General features: G+C 65.2%; 13 protein-coding genes. 7 read left to right on the top strand and 6 right to left on the bottom strand.

Annotated features, from left to right (window positions below):
- Positions 1-66: 66 nt before the first annotated feature.
- Positions 67-1,119: a C45 family autoproteolytic acyltransferase/hydolase gene (locus P5W98_RS14965; RefSeq protein ID WP_421025513.1), complete on the bottom strand. Its 1,053-nt coding sequence runs from the start codon at positions 1,117-1,119 to the stop codon at positions 67-69.
- Positions 1,120-1,260: 141 nt separating this feature from the next.
- Positions 1,261-1,392, bottom strand: coding sequence for a hypothetical protein (locus P5W98_RS14960; RefSeq protein WP_421025514.1), 132 nt, complete (start codon positions 1,390-1,392; stop codon positions 1,261-1,263).
- Between P5W98_RS14960 and P5W98_RS14955 the strand changes: the two genes are divergently transcribed.
- Positions 1,391-2,569 (top strand): M91 family zinc metallopeptidase, encoded by a 1,179-nt coding sequence (locus P5W98_RS14955; protein ID WP_421025515.1) that lies wholly within the window; start codon positions 1,391-1,393, stop codon positions 2,567-2,569. The genes P5W98_RS14960 and P5W98_RS14955 overlap by 2 nt on opposite strands.
- A gap of 84 nt (positions 2,570-2,653) precedes the next feature.
- On the opposite strand, the gene P5W98_RS14950 is transcribed toward P5W98_RS14955, so the two are convergent.
- Both P5W98_RS14950 and P5W98_RS14945 read right to left on the bottom strand, forming a co-directional pair.
- Positions 2,654-3,514 (bottom strand): MurR/RpiR family transcriptional regulator, encoded by an 861-nt coding sequence (locus tag P5W98_RS14950; protein WP_421025516.1) that lies wholly within the window; start codon positions 3,512-3,514, stop codon positions 2,654-2,656.
- 102 nt (positions 3,515-3,616) lie between these two features.
- Positions 3,617-4,369 carry a TerC family protein gene (locus P5W98_RS14945; protein ID WP_421025517.1) on the bottom strand — a complete coding sequence of 251 codons (753 nt, stop codon included), beginning with the start codon at positions 4,367-4,369 and terminating at the stop codon, positions 3,617-3,619.
- A 192-nt stretch (positions 4,370-4,561) separates the two neighbouring features.
- Between P5W98_RS14945 and P5W98_RS14940 the strand changes: the two genes are divergently transcribed.
- From P5W98_RS14940 to P5W98_RS14915, 6 genes are all read left to right on the top strand, one after another.
- The gene (locus P5W98_RS14940) at positions 4,562-5,542 is read left to right on the top strand and encodes a hypothetical protein (RefSeq protein WP_421025518.1); all 981 of its coding nucleotides are present in this window, start codon (positions 4,562-4,564) and stop codon (positions 5,540-5,542) included.
- Between the two features lie 144 nt (positions 5,543-5,686).
- Entirely contained in the window at positions 5,687-6,808 is a 1,122-nt protein-coding gene (locus P5W98_RS14935) for an AI-2E family transporter (protein WP_421025519.1), read from the top strand.
- A gap of 38 nt (positions 6,809-6,846) precedes the next feature.
- Entirely contained in the window at positions 6,847-8,427 is a 1,581-nt protein-coding gene (locus tag P5W98_RS14930; protein WP_421027010.1) for a TolC family protein, read from the top strand.
- The gene (locus P5W98_RS14925) at positions 8,424-9,554 is read left to right on the top strand and encodes an HlyD family secretion protein (RefSeq protein WP_421025520.1); all 1,131 of its coding nucleotides are present in this window, start codon (positions 8,424-8,426) and stop codon (positions 9,552-9,554) included. The genes P5W98_RS14930 and P5W98_RS14925 overlap by 4 nt, the downstream gene beginning before the upstream one ends.
- A gap of 13 nt (positions 9,555-9,567) precedes the next feature.
- Complete coding sequence (locus P5W98_RS14920) at positions 9,568-10,584, top strand: DUF2955 domain-containing protein (RefSeq protein ID WP_421025521.1); 1,017 nt, start codon at positions 9,568-9,570, stop codon at positions 10,582-10,584.
- Positions 10,585-10,625: 41 nt separating this feature from the next.
- Positions 10,626-11,015 carry a potassium channel family protein gene (locus P5W98_RS14915; protein ID WP_421025522.1) on the top strand — a complete coding sequence of 130 codons (390 nt, stop codon included), beginning with the start codon at positions 10,626-10,628 and terminating at the stop codon, positions 11,013-11,015.
- A 31-nt stretch (positions 11,016-11,046) separates the two neighbouring features.
- On the opposite strand, the gene P5W98_RS14910 is transcribed toward P5W98_RS14915, so the two are convergent.
- Both P5W98_RS14910 and P5W98_RS14905 read right to left on the bottom strand, forming a co-directional pair.
- Positions 11,047-12,621 carry an efflux transporter outer membrane subunit gene (locus P5W98_RS14910; RefSeq protein WP_421025523.1) on the bottom strand — a complete coding sequence of 525 codons (1,575 nt, stop codon included), beginning with the start codon at positions 12,619-12,621 and terminating at the stop codon, positions 11,047-11,049.
- Between the two features lies 1 nt (position 12,622).
- A complete protein-coding gene (locus P5W98_RS14905; protein WP_421025524.1) occupies positions 12,623-15,823 on the bottom strand; it encodes an efflux RND transporter permease subunit in 3,201 nt (1,066 codons plus the stop codon).

Below are 15,823 nucleotides of genomic sequence, written 5' to 3'. Positions count from 1 at the left end.
GTTCTCGCTGAAATCGCTGAAATCGAATTGATGCGTTGAAATTGAGCCGATGAATCTCGCCGTGTGTCAGCCGCCGCGCCCGACCTGCAGGCCCAGCGTGCGCACGCCGTCCTGCCAGACATCGAGCGTCACGCGGCGCGGTTCCACACGCATGCAAGCGGTGGCGAGCGTGTTTTCATCGTCGGGATCGTGGGGGTCGTCGCGGTAGATCGGCAGGCCCGCGCCCGCGCGGTCTTGCAAGGTGCGCACGAAATCCGCGCCGTCGGGCCGTACGTCAAATGCGGACACCAGCGCGGGCAGCAACTCGGCGAGCCGCGCCTGCCGGTCGCGCGACGAATCGGTGACGATCTGCGCTTCGTTCTCGCAGCCCGCGTGAATCAGGTGGTTGGCGTGCCCCGAGGGCGCGCCTATTTCGGCCATCGATGCGCGCTGCGCCGTGGCTTCCACGCTATGGATGCGCACTGCGCCGGCCGCGTCGGTGCCGCCGACCGTGTGGTGGAAGCCGCTCGCGCGCGGCGTGTCGCGCAGCAGCGCGAGGGCGTCGGCGAGCGTGGCAGCGTCGAGCACCGCGCGCGAGAGGATCATGCGCGGCACGCCCGCGCGCGGCTCGCGGATGCGCACGTTGTTGATCGCCTGCGCGATGCCCGCGTGCGACGCCGCGAAGGTGTGGCCGGGCAGCGATCCCGGGTAGTAGAAGCTCACGAAGCCGGGCTTGCCCTCGGGCTCGATCTCGACCACGGCGCAGCGCCCGCGCAGATACGGATCGCCGTCTTCGTTATGGGCGATCAGGCCGGCCTCGGGCGTGCGCACCGCCAGCGTCGTGCAGCCGTCCGGCGCGTTGTGGATCAGCTCGCCGCGGCAATTCCACAGAAACAGATCGTGCGCGGGCCAGCCGAGGGCCGCGGCCATCGCATCGATTTCCGCGACATGGGCCGGGAAATACCGCTCGGCCGCCGCGCGCAGCTCCTGCGCAAACGCGCTGCCGCGCCAGCGGCTCACCGCCGCCCACGCGCTGCTCTGCGCCATATAGTCCGCGAAGACGGGCTTCGCCAGCTCGCCGAGCCGCCGCCCGATGGCCTCGGGCGAGCCGCCCATCCGGTAGGTCTTGAGTTCCTGCATCGAAATTCTCGAAATTCTCGTTTGAATGCTTGCAACGGGGAATGATGGATTTATACGTCACGCAACATGTGTTGTCAACAATTATGCAATCAACAACAAATGATATTCCTGCAAACGTAAGTCGGGCCTCCTCGCGGGCGGCTAAAAAATGGTTCCCCGGGGATTTCCGGGAAACGCGCCATCGTCAAGATCGTCTTGAATTTGGTTCGGATTGAGATAGCCTGAGTTGTCAGGGCGGATCTGTTGATGGATCAGCGCTTGACGCGCGTACATGAATCCAATCCTCGCGAGGTTTGCTATGACGCTCAGGACCGAAACAAAGATCGAGGGGCGGCTTTACCCTCCCCTCAGCGATGAAGAAAAACGCAATTTCCAGCGCAGCGTCGAGGAATCGTTGGCGCAGATCCGCTCAACCGATATCGGGTCGAGTCTGCTTGACGATATCGAACGTGCAAGTAACGAAGTGCTGATCTTTCAGGCCGCCCCCGTTGTGGGCAATAAGTGCAGGCAGAAGGATGCTTCGATAAAAGCCTGCAGGGCAGCTTGCTACGAGGAAGTGCTCGATTTTCCAAGCCTCGCGGACAAGGTATCGAAACAGGGGAAAGGCCACCCCGCCATGAGAAAGCTCTACAAATTTTGCGTACCGGAAGCGAGCGGTGGAGAACAGGGAGCGTACCGGCATACTGCTTCCGCGCGCCCGCTTCCTCTCGCTCACAAAAAGCCTGGCGAACAGAGGGCAAGCGAGGAAGCCGCGAGCCCATTCAAGGTGAGTTCCCTCCAGCGCGGGCTGATCGGCTACCACATCATGGACCATCTGACGCCGGGGGCCGGCACCGGAGCCGATGTCCTTTGGGATCCGACATCGGATGGCGTTTGCCGGGATCTGCCGGCTGACAAACGCGCAGCCTGGATGGATCGCCCGCCGTGGATCGCGTTGGTCCACGAACTGATTCACGCATGGCGCCTGGTGACCGGCAGATGCGTCTTTGAGCCGGGCGGGATCGAGGAATATTGGGAGGAAGCGATGACGGTCGGCCTCCCGCCCTATGACGGATGCCGTTACACCGAGAACCGCTTCCGTCAGGCCAAGGCGCTCCCGCTGCGAACGTTCTATGGAGAAACGACGCTTGGCCGCAGCAAAGCCGCTGCGGCCAAGCACGGTGCGGCCGAATCACGGCTACTGATAAAGGTTGTCGGTAGCGGCCCCAACGACCCCTTGGTCTTCGATTTCGATATCCGCTCAGCCCAAAAGCCGGATGAAGTGACCCATGGAACGACCGACACCCGGGGACGCGCCACGGCCGGTGCGACCGATGGGGAAATACGCTTTCGCGGCTTTGGCGCTTTCGGCCGCGTCGAAACGCAGTGGCAGAAAATTTTGGTCGGCAGGCAGATGACTTTGCAGTTTGGCCGCTACAGCTTCATTTGCGAGCCTTTGGTCAAGTCATGAAAGCTTCGGGCGCCAGCGGCGTGGCGGTGTCTCTCGTAGCGTGCAAACGCCACACGGCAAACGCCAACCCCGGTCAGCGCGCCGTCAAGGCACATAAGCGCCGCGCGCGTTGAGCGTGCGCTCGGACTGTTCGAGCTGTGCCACGGCGCCCGCCCCCTCCAGCGCGAGCAGGTGCGCGACGAGCGACTCCGCCAGCGCCGTCGCCGCCACCAGCGAGGGGAAGAACGATGGGCTTTCGTGCGTGAAGATCAGCACTTTATCGGCGTTGAGCGCGATGGGCGCAACGGCGCTGTCGGTAATCGCGATCAGCCTGCTGCCTTTTTCGAGCGCCGCCTCGGCTACGCGCACGGCCTCCACCGAATACGGCGCGAAGCTCACCACGATGGTCGCGCTGTCGCGCTCGATGCCGAGCAATTGCATTTCGAGCGTGCCGGCCTCGCCGCCCAGCAGCGACACCGAGGGCCGAAAAAGCCGATAGCCGTACACAAGGCCGAACGCCACCGCATAGCACGAGCGAAAGCCCGCCACGTGCACGTGCTTCGCTTTCTTCAGCACGCGCGCGGCCTCGACCATGGTGCGCGCGTTATGCGCGGCGCTGGCGTCGAGATTGTGCTGCTGGGCAACCAGCAGATCGTGCGCGAGCGCGTCCTTCGCGCTGCCCGCCACGAGCGAGCGCGCCCGGTTCGAAAGCGGTTCGGGACGCGTGCGCACGCGCGCGACGAACAGATCGCGCAACTCGTTCCAGCCCGGAAACCCAAGCTGCTGCGAGAGCCGCACGAGCGACGCGGGCTGCACCTGGGCGCGCTCGGCGACTTTGCGCATCGACGAAACGGCGACTTCGTCGGGATGATCGAGCAGGAAGGCGGCGCCGGTCTGGAATTGCGGGCTCAGATCGGAGAAGCGTGCGCGAATGAGCGCGGCAAGCTGGTCGAAGCTTTCTGGCATGCGAATGGCTGAATGGCTGAATGGCTGAATGGCTGAATGGCTAACGGGCAGGGAACGACAACAAATGTTACCACTGGTGTTGCGGGATGTTGTCGAAACGTTTTACCCCGCCTGCTTCAGCCGCCGACTCCGCCTCGCGCGCCGCGCCAGCATGTTCATACCTTCGACGAACGCGGAGAACGCCATCGCCGCGTAGATATAGCCTTTGGGAACGTGAGAGCCGAAACCGTCGGCGATCAGCGTCATGCCGATCACCAGCAGAAAGCTCAGCGCCAGCATGACGATGGTGGGATTGTTGCCGATGAACCGTGTCAGCGGACCTGCCGCGAACAGCATCGTTGCAACCGCCACGATCACGGCGATATACATGATGGCCAGGTGCTGGGTCATGCCGATCGCGGTCACGATGCTGTCGACGGAGAACACCAGGTCGAGCAGCAGGATCTGGCCGATTGCTGCACGCACCGTGAGGCCGGCCGGAGCTGCGCCACCCGATTCATCGTCTTCGTCATGAGAGACGTTGTGATGAATTTCCCTGGTCGCTTTCCAGACGAGGAAAAGCCCCCCGCCGATCAGCACGAGATCGCGCCACGAAAAGTCATGATCGAACAGCGACAGCGCGGGCTGGGTCAGTTGCGCGATCCATGCCACGGCGCCCAGCAACGCAAGGCGCAGCACGAGCGCGAGCCCAATGCCGATCCGCTGGGTCCGGGTGCGATGCTCGGGCGGCAGCTTGTTGCTGAGAATGGCGATAAAGACGAGGTTGTCGACGCCGAGCACGACTTCCATGACCACCAGTGTCACAAGAGCGGCCCAGGCTGAGGGGTCGGAAAACAGAGCAACGAGATCGTCCATGCGCGGTGTGCCGTCCAGGGTAGCGGAGAGATCGATTCTACGGTCGTGCGGGCACGGCGAGTATGTAAAGCATTTTGCAATCGCACAATGGGACCAAAGTCGTATTTTTCCGGCGCTTCAAAGCCGGCGATGTCCATGCCACAATTCGGCTGCAACAGTGAATGAGCGATGCGCCAGCAACGGGAGCGATTCATGCCTGGTCAATCGGACAAGTCAGCACGGCGCCTCGCCTGTGCCTGCTTGCTCGCGGTCCTGCTGCCCTGCCAGTCGAATGCCCAGACGGCCGCTGGCCCGTTGTCGGGCAACACCGTCGTCGGCGGCAACGTGAAGCAGCACGCGGACGCCGTGCTCGCCATCATGACCTACACCACCGTTCCCGACGTCACGACCAGCAATCTCTCGGTCAATAGCGGCTCCACCGGGAATCCGGGCTTCGGCCAGACGCAGTTCGGCGGCGGCTTCACGCTCAGCAAGTCGTTTCCTTTGTATCTGGAAGGCACGCTCGCCTACAGCCGCTACGATCCGATTTTCATCGCGTCCGACGGCACCCAGCAGCGCGCGATACCGACCAAATGGAACACCTTCAGCGGCACGGTGGGCATCGGCTGGGACTTTCGCATCGCGGACGAACTGGTGTTCCGTCCGATCCTGAACGGCACGCTCGGGCGCGTCTCCAGCGATCTGAAAGTCGGCCAGACGATCTTCAATCACGTCACCGACAGCAACCTCCAGTTTCTCCAGAATGGCTCGCTCGATGCGTATGGCTATGGCGGCTCGCTGATGCTCGATTACGAGCATTACCGCGAGAACTACGAAATCGACGCCGAACTGCGCGCGACCGATATCTATCTGCGCAGCTTCGGCGGCTCGTCGGCGGCCGTGCAGGGTTCGGCCATGGCGCAGCAACTGAGCCTGTGGACCCGCTGGCGCGCGCCGACCGGCTGGCATGCGCTGGACCGGCCGATCCGCTACGTGCTCGAAGGCGCCTACTCGCACTACTTCGGCGACAGCGCCGGCGTGCTGGGCTTCAACGACCTCACATCGCTGGGCGTGGGCCTCGAGCTCGACAGCAGCAAGTACCCCATCATCGTCACCCGCACCCGGGCGATGGTGCGATATGTGTTCGGACATAACGTGCACGGCGTGTCGTTCGGATTCGCGATGAGCTTTTGATGCGCACGATCTTGATGCGCACGGCAGTGGCGCCCTTCGCGCGCAACGATATGAGACCAAAGTCCGATTGCCTCGACCCGGTGTCGATCAGATAGTGAAGGATCGCCAAATGAGCATGCAAGGCTTCCGTAACAGGAGAAAAAAATGCTCACACCGCTTGCCCAAAGGGTCTTGTCCAGACAACTGCTCGATGTCCTGATTCGCGCCGGCCTGGTGGCTGTGCTCGTCGTATTCTGTTACCGGATCTTCCGGCCGTTCTTCGATCTCATGGTGTGGGCGCTGATCCTCGCCGTCACGCTCTATCCGCTTCAGGTCAGGCTGCGCCGTCCGTTCGCCAATCGCGAAGGTCTGATTGCGACGCTGATCATCCTCATTTCCTTTGTGGTCATTCTTGTGCCGACCTATATGCTGGTCGTGGCGCTCGCCGACTCGATCGAGCATGCGATCGCCGTGTTCAGGACCGGCGGCGTGCGCATTCCGCCGCCCGCCGATTCGGTCGCGAGCTGGCCGCTGGTCGGCAAAACGGTGTATGCCAGCTGGCTCCAGGCCTCCACCGACCTCACCGGCCTCGCGCAGCGGTTCACGCCGCAAATCAAGGAGGCAGGCCGCGCCCTGCTCGGCACGGCGACCGGTCTGGGCGCGGCGCTGCTCGTCTTCTTTGCCGCCCTGGTGGTGGCCGGCATTCTGATGGCGTATGGCGAAAAAGGCCACGACAGCGCCGTGCGGATCGCCACGCGCATCTTCGGTCCCGGCAACGGCGCCCAGATTGCCGATCTGTGCACGGCCACCATTCGCGCGGTGGCCCAGGGGGTCGTCGGCATCGCGTTCATCCAGATGCTGCTGATCGGTATCGCGTTCATCGTCATGGGGATTCCCGGCGCCGGCCTGCTGGCCCTCGCGGTGCTGCTGATCGGCATCATGCAGCTGCCCGCCACGCTGATTACCGTGCCCGTCATCATCTTCGTGATCGCCACCGAGGGCGCGAGCACCGCCACCATCGTCTTCTCCATCTATGTCTTCATCGCGGGTCTGGCCGACAACGTGCTCAAGCCCTTGCTGCTCGGCCGGGGCGTTGCGGTGCCGATGCCCGTGGTGTTGATCGGCGCGCTCGGCGGCATGGTGACGGGCGGCGTGATCGGCCTGTTCATCGGTCCGGTGCTGCTGTCGGTCGGCTATCAGCTGTTCTGGCGATGGGTGGAGCAGCCACAGGCTGAAGCAGAGGCTGAGGCAGGAACCCGCCAGGCACAGGAACAGCCGCAGCCTTGAAGCCGGGAGCCGTGTTGGCCGTCCTGCGTCCGATCACGATGGCGATGCTGCTAGGCACAGGCTGCCTGAGCGCGTGCATGCGCGTGGGACCGGACTTCAAGCCGCAACACGAAGCCTGGAGCGCGCACTGGAGCAGCGCGGCGATCGAGCAGGTCACGCAGCAAGTCACGCAGCAGGCCGCGGAGCCCGACGTCAGCCAATGGTGGCTGATTTTCGGCGATCGGAATCTCGAAAGCCTGATGGACGCCGCCGACGCCAACAACGGCGACATCAAGATTGCCGGCCTGCGCGTGCTCGAGGCCCGCGCCCAGCTCGGCATCGCGCTCGCGGGGCGCTACCCGCAGGTGCAGCAGGTCAATGCCGACGTGTTCGCCTCGGCGCGCAAGCGCTCGGATGGCTTCAACCCGCGCTCGGGGGTCTATGCGCAGTACGGCGCGGGCTTCAGTGTCGGCTGGGAGCTCGACTTCTGGGGGCGTTTCGCGCGCGCCATCGAGTCGGCCGATGCCAACTTTTTTGCCGCGCAGGCGAACCGCGAGGCCACGCTCGTGCTGTTGCACGCGCAGCTCGCCGACACCTATTTCACGCTGCGCACGGCCGAGGCGCGGCTGCGCATCGCGCGCGAGAACGCGCAGCTGCAAAAGCGCAGCTACGAGATCACGGAGAAACTGTTCAAGAGCGGCGAGACCGACGAGCTGGACCTGCAGCAGGCGAAAACGCAGTACCTCGGCACGCTCAGCAGCATTCCCAACCTGGAAAGCCAGATCCAGCTTTCGCGTCACGCGCTGTCCGTGCTGACGGGCCGGCCGCCCGGCCCGCTGCCGGAACTCGACGTGCAGTCCGGCAAGGAAGGCGTGGTCCCGCTCGTGAGCCGTGCGGTGCTGCGCGACGTGCCCGCCGATCTGCTGCTGCGCCGCCCCGATGTGCGCGCGGCCGAGTATCAGATGGCGGCCCAGTCGGCGCTCATCGGCGTGGCGCAAGCGGACTTCTATCCGTCGGTGTCGCTGCTCGGTTCGCTGTCGTGGAGCGCGAGCTCGCTCGCGGGCTCGCCGAACACGCTGGGCGTGCTGCTGGGCCCGAGCGTGACCTGGAACGTGTTCGATCACGGCAGGATCACCAACAATGTGCGCGTGCAGGACGCCCGGCTCCAGCAGTTGACCGTCGCCTACCAGAACACCGTGCGCGAGGCGGCGCGCGAAGCCGACGATGCCGCCACGGCGCTGATCGCCGCGCTGCGACGCGAAACGATTCTGAGCGACGCACAAACGGCCGCGCGGCGCTCGCTCACGCTCGCCAACACGATTTACCGCGAAGGATATTCGGACTTTCAGCGCGTGCTCGATGCCCAGCGCGCCCTGTTCACCCAGCAGGACGCCTACATCGTCAACCGCAGCAACGCCGTGGGCAGTCTGATCGCGCTTTACAAGGCGCTCGGGGGCGGCTGGTACACGGCGCAGCCGCTCGTCGACGCCGCGACCCGCACGCAGATGCAGCAACGCACCGACTGGGGCGATCTGATCGACGATGCGAGCGCCGCTCCAGTTGCCCGCTCAGTTGCCCACCCAGTTGCCGCTCCAGCAGCAACCTCAACCGCCGCTCCCGCCCAAGGTGCGCCCCGATGAGCGATACCCCCGAACCCTCGAACGCAGCACCGCCAGCCGGCGCTGCGGCGCAGGCCGCCGAACCCTCGGGCAAGGCGCTCAAGTGGATCGTCTGGCTGATCGTCGTGAGCCTGATCTGGTATCTGCTCGCCGACCGCTTCACGCCCTATACGCAGCAAGCGCGCGTGCAGGCCTTCGTCGTGCCGGTTGCCGCCGAAGTGGCGGGACGCATCACCCGCGTGGTCGTGCACAACAACCAGGAGGTCAAGGCCGGCGACGTGCTGTTCGAAATCGACAGCGACCAATACCGCGTCGCCGTCGATCGCGCGCGCGCCGACTACGAGACCACGCGCCGCCAGATCGGCGCGAGCACGGCCGGCATCGATTCGGCGCAAGCCTCGCTGCGGGCGGCGCTCGCAAACGAGGTCAAGGCGCGCCAGGACAGCGAGCGCCTCGAACGGCTCTACCGCGAAGACGAAGGCACCGTCTCGCTGCGCCGCATCGAGGTCGCGCGCGCCACGCACGAGCAGGCTCAAAGCCAGGTGGAAGCCGCGCGCGCCGAAGTGGAGCGCGCCCGCGAGCAGCAAGGCGGCAGCGAGGCGCAGAACGCACAGTTGCGCAGCGCGGCGGCGGCGGTGAAGAAGGCGGAACTCGATCTCGCCGATACGCGGATCAAGGCCCGCACGGGCGGCGTCATCACCGATCTGCGCGCGGAGGTGGGCCAGTTCGCGGCGGCCGGCAATCCGGTCATGACGCTGATTGCGATCCGCGACGTCTGGGTGAGCGCCGACATGACCGAGAACAATCTCGGCCGTCTGCGGCCCGGCACGCCGGTGGAAATCTCGCTGGATGCACTGCCGGGCGAAGTCTTCAGCGGCAAGATCCGCAGCATCGGCTATGGCGTGAGCACGGGCCAGAGCACGCCGCCCGGCAGCCTGCCCACGGTGCAGAACAGCCGCGACTGGCTGCGCCCCGCGCAGCGCTTTCCCGTGATCGTCGAGTTCGATCCGAACGAACGCACGCGCCTGCGCGACATGCGCGTGGGCGGCCAGGCCGAGGTGATGGCGTTTCCCACCCAGACCAATCCGCTCAACCCGCTGGGCCGCGTGTTCGTGCGCGTGATGAGCTGGGTTTCATACATTTACTGACCATGCGCTGATCATGCCGACGGCAAACAGGCTTTGGATTCCCGGCCTCCGTGCGCTGCGCCTCGCTACCGGCACGGCGCTGTGCCTCGCGATCAGTTTCGCGCTGGATTTCCCGATTCCCGTGATCGCGCCGGTGTTCGCCGTGTTTCTGCTCGCGACCCAAACCCGGCCGCTATCGCTCAAGACCGGCACGGTGCTCGTGCTGGTGGTGGCGTCGACCACTGGCAGCGGGCTGCTGCTGGTGCCGCTGCTGCGCCACTACGCGTTCGCCGGCGTGCTGATCGTCGCCCTGCTGCTCTTTCTCGCGTTTCGCTACGGACTGCGCGGCGGCAACAATCTGGTCGCCACCTTTCTGGTGGCGGGACTGACGATGATCTCCGCCGCGGGGACGAGCGACTTCCAGCTTGCCGTGACGGTGATCGGCGCGCTGACGAAGGGGCTGCTGCTGGCCGGGCTGGTGTCGGCGCTCACGCACCGCCTGCTTCCCGAACCGGTGGACGCACAGGCGCCTGCCGCGCGCGCGCTGCCCGACGCCCAGGCACAGCGCATTGCGTTGCGCGCCGCGCTCGTGGTGATGCCGGCCTACCTGCTCGCGATGACCGATCCGGCGAGCTACATGCCGATCATCATGAAGTCCGTCAGCCTCGGCAGGCAGAGCTGCACCACGACGGCCCGCACTGCGGCGCGCGATCTGATCGGCTCGACCCTGCTGGGCGGCCTGCTCGCGATCGCGTTCTGGTTCTCGCTCAGGCTGTTCGTGAACCTGTGGATGTTTTTCCTGTGGATGGCGCTATTCGGCCTGCTGGTCGGCCGCAAGCTGTATCGCCTCAGCCCGACGCGCTATTCGCCGGGATTCTGGCTGAACAGTTTCGTCACCATGATCATCCTGCTCGGTCAATCGGTGCAGGACAGCGTGGCCGGCAAGGACGTGTACACCGCCTTCGCGGTGCGCATGGGGCTCTTTCTGGCGGTCACGGTCTATGCGTGCCTGATGCTCCTGCTCTTCGAGCAACGGCGCAGCGCGGGCTGAGGGCCTAACGGCGGCGAGGTGCCGTCAACGAGGTATCTGCGATGAAACCGGAAAAAAACGCTGCCCCCTTCCGTCCGCGGGCCCGCGACATTCTGCTGGGAATGGGCCAGACCCTCTGGTATGTGCGGGCGATCCTGAGCGGGCTGCTGGTGATGTTCGTGCTGCTGACGATCGGCATGTACTACTTCGGCGGCCCCGTCGAAACGGCGAACCGGACACCTTCGCCGTGGGGCGAGACCGTGTACTTCTGCGCGATCACCGCCCTGACCATCGGCTACGGCGACGTCGTGCCGACTTCGACGTTCGGCCGGATCGACGCCGTGCTGCTGGGGCTGGTCGGCCTGGTGATCACGGGGTTGATCGTGGCAGCCGCCGTTCACGGCGTCCAGGAAGCCACGCGCCACGCAATCGGCCGGACATTGGAAGAGTGAACGCAGACTGGCCAGGTCAGACCCGGCGGCGCTATCCGCCCGTGGCGTCGCCGGCGTCCCTGACGGTAGCCACGGCCGCCGCGCCACCTTGCTGCGCTTGCGGCGCCTGGGTTTCCGAAGCGGGATTCGCGGGCGCCGGCATCGTCATGCGTTCGGCCTGCGTGATCCATCCCCCGCCCATCGTCTTGTAGAGGCTGACGTACCACGTCAGCACCGACGCCTCGGTTTGCGTATAGGAAAGCTGCGCATTAAAGAGACTGCGCTCGGCATCCAGCACCTCGATATAGCTCGTGTAACCGCCTTCATAACGCTTGCGCGCGAGCCGCGCATAGGTCGTCAAGGCATCGACCTGGCGGCCCTGGGCGACCAGTTGAGCCTGCGTCTTCTGCAGTGCGATCAAGGCGTCCTCGACTTGCTGGAACGCCGTCTGCACCGACTGCAGATACGTATAGAGCGCCTCCTGCTCGCGCGCTTCGGCCAGATGCACCTGCCCGGTAATGTTGCCGCCGGTGAAAATCGGCTGCGTGATGGCGCCGCCCACCGACCAGATATAGGCCGGCCCCGTGAGCAGGCTGGAAAACACCGTGCTGGCCGCGCCGATCAGCCCCGAAACGGAGATGGTCGGAAAGTACAGCGCGCGCGCCGCGCCGATCTGCGCATTGGCCGCGATCAGATTCTGCTCCGCCGCCAGCAGATCCGGACGCCGCACCAGCAGGTCCGACGGCACGCCGGCAGGCACGGCCGGCAGCTCGATCGACTGCAGGTCGCGCCCGCGCGGGATCGGGCCAGGATTCTGTGCGAGCAGCACGGACAGCGCATCCTCCTGCTGGGCAATCTGCATCTCGATCACCGGAATCGTGGCGAGCGCGGATTCGTACTCGGACTGGCTTTGCGCCAGCTCCATTTGCGACACTTCGCCGTGCCTGAAGCGCAGCGAGAACACGCGCACCGACTCGGCGCGGCTCGTGGCCGTGGCCTGCGCGATCTCGAGCTGCCGGTCGAGGCTGCGCAGATTGAAGTACGAAACCGCCACCGACACCACCAGCGTGAGGATGGTGTCGCGCCGCCCTTGCACGGTCGCCGCGAGTTCGGCGCGCGCGGCCTCGGTCTGGCGGCGCGTGCGGCCGAACAGGTCGATGTTCATCGAGGCGGCCAGCGTCGGCGAAAACAGGTTGTAGACCGGATCGACGCTTGCCGGCAGCGGCACGCCGCCAAGCGACGACGAACGCTGGCGCGACGCGCTGAAGCCCGCGCCCACCTGCGGGTAGAACGCCGAACGCGTGATCTGCAGCTGCGCGGCGAATTCATCGATGCGGGCGGCGGCGATCTTCACATCGCGATTGCGCTCGAGCGCCGTGTTGATCAGCTGATCGAGCACCGGGTCCTGGAATTGTTCCCACCACGCCGTATTGGCCACGTCGGCGACTTCGCCGCTCGCAAAGCGGTAGGTCGCGGGCACCTCGATGTTCGGGCGCACGTAGCTCGGGCCCGGCAGACAAGCGCTCAGGGTGAACACCAGCAGCGGCGAGAGCCGGCGAACCAGGGTCGACAAGCGAGTCGACAGGCGTGCCGGAACATGGACGGAACCTCGGGCGGGAGCGCGCATCTTAGTGATCCTCGCGCGGTCCGGAAGGCGTTCCCTCCGGCGCCCCTGCGGCGGCCGGACCGCCCGCGTCCGGCTTGGCCGCCCCCTTGCTCTTGCGCGACGACAGCGTTTCGAGCAGGTAGTAGAACATCGGGATGAAGAACACGGCGATCACGGTCGCGCCGAGCATCCCGCCGATCACGCCCGTGCCGATCGAGTGACGGCTGTTGGCCGACGCGCCCGTGGCGATGGCGAGCGGCACGCAGCCGAGAATGAACGCGAGCGAGGTCATGACGATCGGCCTCAAGCGCTCTTCGGACGCCACGATGGTGGCGTCGAGCACCGAGGCGCCGCCCTCGCGGTTCATCACCGCGAACTCGAAGATGAGAATCGCGTTCTTCGCCGCCAGCGCAACCAGCATGGTGAGCCCGATCTGGAAGTAAATATCGTTCTCCAATCCGCGCAGCAAGATGGCGAGCAACGCGCCGAACAGCGCGAACGGCACCGCCATCAGCACGCCCACCGGCAGCGACCATTTTTCGTACTGCGCCGCGAGAATCAGGAACACCATCACGAGGCCGAACACGAACACGGCGCCCGAGGTCCCGCCCGATTTGCGCGCTTCATAGGCCTCGCCGCTCCATGCGACGCCGAATCCGTTCGGCATCTGCGCCGCGATTTCCTCCAGCGCCGCGATGACCTGGCCGGAGCTGTATCCGGGCGCGGCGTTGGCCGTGACCAGCACGGCCGGGAAGTTGTTGAAGCGCGTGAGCAGGTCCGGCCCCGTCACGTAGTGGTAGTTCGCCACGGCGCGCAGCGGCACCATCGTATTGCTCTTGCTGCGCACATAGATGCGGTCCAGATCGTCGGGCCTCAGGCGGGTGGCGGGATCGGCCTGCAGAATCACCTGCCATAGCCGGCTCGATCGATTGAACTGCGACACGTAAAGCGAACCGAACATGGTCTGCATCGCGCTGTACACATCCTCCACTGGCACGCCGAGCGTTTCGGAGCGCTCGCGGTCGACATCGACGAGCAGTTGCTGCGAATTGGGATTGAAGGTGGTCGTGACGCGCGCGAGCTCGGGCCGTTGGCGCGCCCGCGCGATGAACTGGCGCACCACCTCCGCGAGTTGCGCGATGGTCGCGTCGCCCTTGCTCTGAATCCACACCTCGGTGCCGCCCGTGGTGCCAAGACCGGGGATCGACGGCGGGTTGACCGGTATGACGATCCCCTCCTTGATGGCCGACAGCGACTTGTATGCATTGATCAGCACCGCGCGGGCATTCTGTTCCTTCGCATGCCCGCCCGAATAGCGTTCGTCGAAACCCTTGAGCCCGACGAAGAAGGTGCTCGCGTTGTTCTTGCTCTGCACGTCGAGCAGGCTGTAGCCGTCGACAGTGGCGATGCCGCTCACGGCGTCCTGCTTCATGAAGTACGACGACACCTTGTCCGACACCTCCGCCGTGCGGTCGAGGCTCGCGGCATCGGGCATGGTCACCGCGCCGAGCAGGTAGCCCTGATCCTCGGGCGGCAGGAACGCAGACGGAATCGCCTTCATCATCACGACCGTGACGGCGATCATGCCCGCGAACAGCACGAGCGAGAGCACCCAGCGCCGGATGACCTTATGGACCATGCCGACATAGCCCTTGGTCATGCGCCCGAACGCGTTCTCGAACCAGCGGAAAAAGCCCTTCTTCTCGTGATGGCTGTGCTTGAGCAGCAACGACGCGAGCGCGGGCGACAAGGTCAGCGCGACGATGCCCGAAATCACCACGGAAATGGCGATGGTGATTGCGAACTGCTTGTAGAGCTGCCCGGTGATCCCGCTCACGAACGCGACCGGAATGAACACGGCGCACAGCACCAGCACGATGGCGATGACCGGCCCGGCCACCTCGTCCATGGCGCGCTTGGCGGCAGCCTTGGGATCGAGCTTGTGGACCGTCATGTTGCGCTCGACGTTTTCGATCACGACGATGGCGTCGTCCACCACGATGCCGATCGCCAGCACCATGCCGAACAGCGTCAGCATGTTGATCGAGAAACCGAGCAGCGCCATGCCCATCGCCGTGCCGACGATCGACACCGGCACCGCCAGAATCGGAATCAGCGTCGCGCGCAGGCTCTGCAGGAACACATACACGACGATCACGACCAGCACCAGCGCTTCGAAGAAGGTGTGCACCACGTCGGAGATCGAGGCGCGCGTGAACTCGGTCGTGTCCATCGCGATGCGGTAGTCGAGCCCCTCGGGGAACGACTGCTTGAGTTCTTCGAGCGTGGCGCGCACCTGCTTCGACACGTCGAGCGCATTCGCGCCGGGCTGCTGATAGACCGCGATGATGGTGGCGGGCTTGCCCTGATAGCGGCTGCGGATCGAGTAGTCCTTCTGCCCGAGCTCCGCGCGGCCCACGTCCTTGAGCCGCACAATCGCCGCGCCCTCGCTGGCCGCGCGCAGGATGATGTTGTCGAACTCAGAGGGCTGGGCGAGCCGTCCTGGCGTCGTGACGGCGAACGACTGCTCGACGGGCGAGCCCGTGGGCGACTGGCCGATGCGCCCCACCGCGAACTGCTGGTTCTGGTTCTGCACTGCCTTTTGCACATCGGCCACCGTAATGCCCAGTTGCGCCATGCGGTCGGGCTTGAGCCAGACGCGCATCGCATAGTCCGGCGTGCCGAAGATGCTCGACTGGTTCGCGCCCGGTATGCGCTTGAGCGCGTCGAGCACGTAGATGTTCGCGTAGTTCGCGATATAGGTGCTGTCGTAGCGCTCATCGGGCGAATAGATCGCTATCACCATCATGAACGCCGACGACTTCTTCTGCACCTGGACGCCCTGCGCCTGCACCGACTGCGGCAACTGCGGCAGCGCGAGATTGACGCGGTTCTGCACGTCGACCTGCGCGAGCTGCGGATTGGTGCCGATCTCGAAGAAGGCGTTGATCGTCAGATTGCCGGTCGATGAACTCGACGAGTTCATGTAAATCATGTTGTCCGCGCCGTTCACCTGCTGCTCGATGGGCGCGGCGACGTTGTTGGCGACCACCTCCGCGCTCGCCCCTGGATACGACGCGCTGATCGTGATCTGCGGCGGCGTGATGTCCGGATATTGGGCGACCGGCAGCGCCAGCATGGTCAGCGCGCCGCCCAGCGTGATGACGATGGAGATGACCGACGCGAAGATCGGCCGGTCGATGCAGAAGTGGGAGATGCTCAT

This window comes from Paraburkholderia sp. A1BS-2L (assembly GCF_051125205.1).
In the GTDB taxonomy this organism is placed as follows: domain Bacteria; phylum Pseudomonadota; class Gammaproteobacteria; order Burkholderiales; family Burkholderiaceae; genus Paraburkholderia.
The sequence above is the reverse complement of the archived record's forward strand: the minus strand, read 5'-3'. Positions and strand labels throughout refer to the sequence as shown.

Bases quoted from the DNA above. Each gene is read 5' to 3' on its own strand.
- P5W98_RS14910 (WP_421025523.1), bottom strand. From the start codon at position 12,621: ATGCGCGCTCCCGCCCGAGGTTCCGTCCATGTTCCGGCACGCCTGTCG.
- P5W98_RS14930 (WP_421027010.1), top strand. From the start codon at position 6,847: ATGGCGATGCTGCTAGGCACAGGCTGCCTGAGCGCGTGCATGCGCGTG.
- P5W98_RS14925 (WP_421025520.1), top strand. From the start codon at position 8,424: ATGAGCGATACCCCCGAACCCTCGAACGCAGCACCGCCAGCCGGCGCT.
- P5W98_RS14950 (WP_421025516.1), bottom strand. From the start codon at position 3,514: ATGCCAGAAAGCTTCGACCAGCTTGCCGCGCTCATTCGCGCACGCTTC.
- P5W98_RS14965 (WP_421025513.1), bottom strand. From the start codon at position 1,119: ATGCAGGAACTCAAGACCTACCGGATGGGCGGCTCGCCCGAGGCCATC.
- P5W98_RS14960 (WP_421025514.1), bottom strand. From the start codon at position 1,392: ATGTACGCGCGTCAAGCGCTGATCCATCAACAGATCCGCCCTGACAAC.
- P5W98_RS14945 (WP_421025517.1), bottom strand. From the start codon at position 4,369: ATGGACGATCTCGTTGCTCTGTTTTCCGACCCCTCAGCCTGGGCCGCT.
- P5W98_RS14905 (WP_421025524.1), bottom strand. From the start codon at position 15,823: ATGAGCATCTCCCACTTCTGCATCGACCGGCCGATCTTCGCGTCGGTC.
- P5W98_RS14940 (WP_421025518.1), top strand. From the start codon at position 4,562: ATGCCTGGTCAATCGGACAAGTCAGCACGGCGCCTCGCCTGTGCCTGC.
- P5W98_RS14915 (WP_421025522.1), top strand. From the start codon at position 10,626: ATGAAACCGGAAAAAAACGCTGCCCCCTTCCGTCCGCGGGCCCGCGAC.
- P5W98_RS14955 (WP_421025515.1), top strand. From the start codon at position 1,391: ATGAATCCAATCCTCGCGAGGTTTGCTATGACGCTCAGGACCGAAACA.
- P5W98_RS14935 (WP_421025519.1), top strand. From the start codon at position 5,687: ATGCTCACACCGCTTGCCCAAAGGGTCTTGTCCAGACAACTGCTCGAT.
- P5W98_RS14920 (WP_421025521.1), top strand. From the start codon at position 9,568: ATGCCGACGGCAAACAGGCTTTGGATTCCCGGCCTCCGTGCGCTGCGC.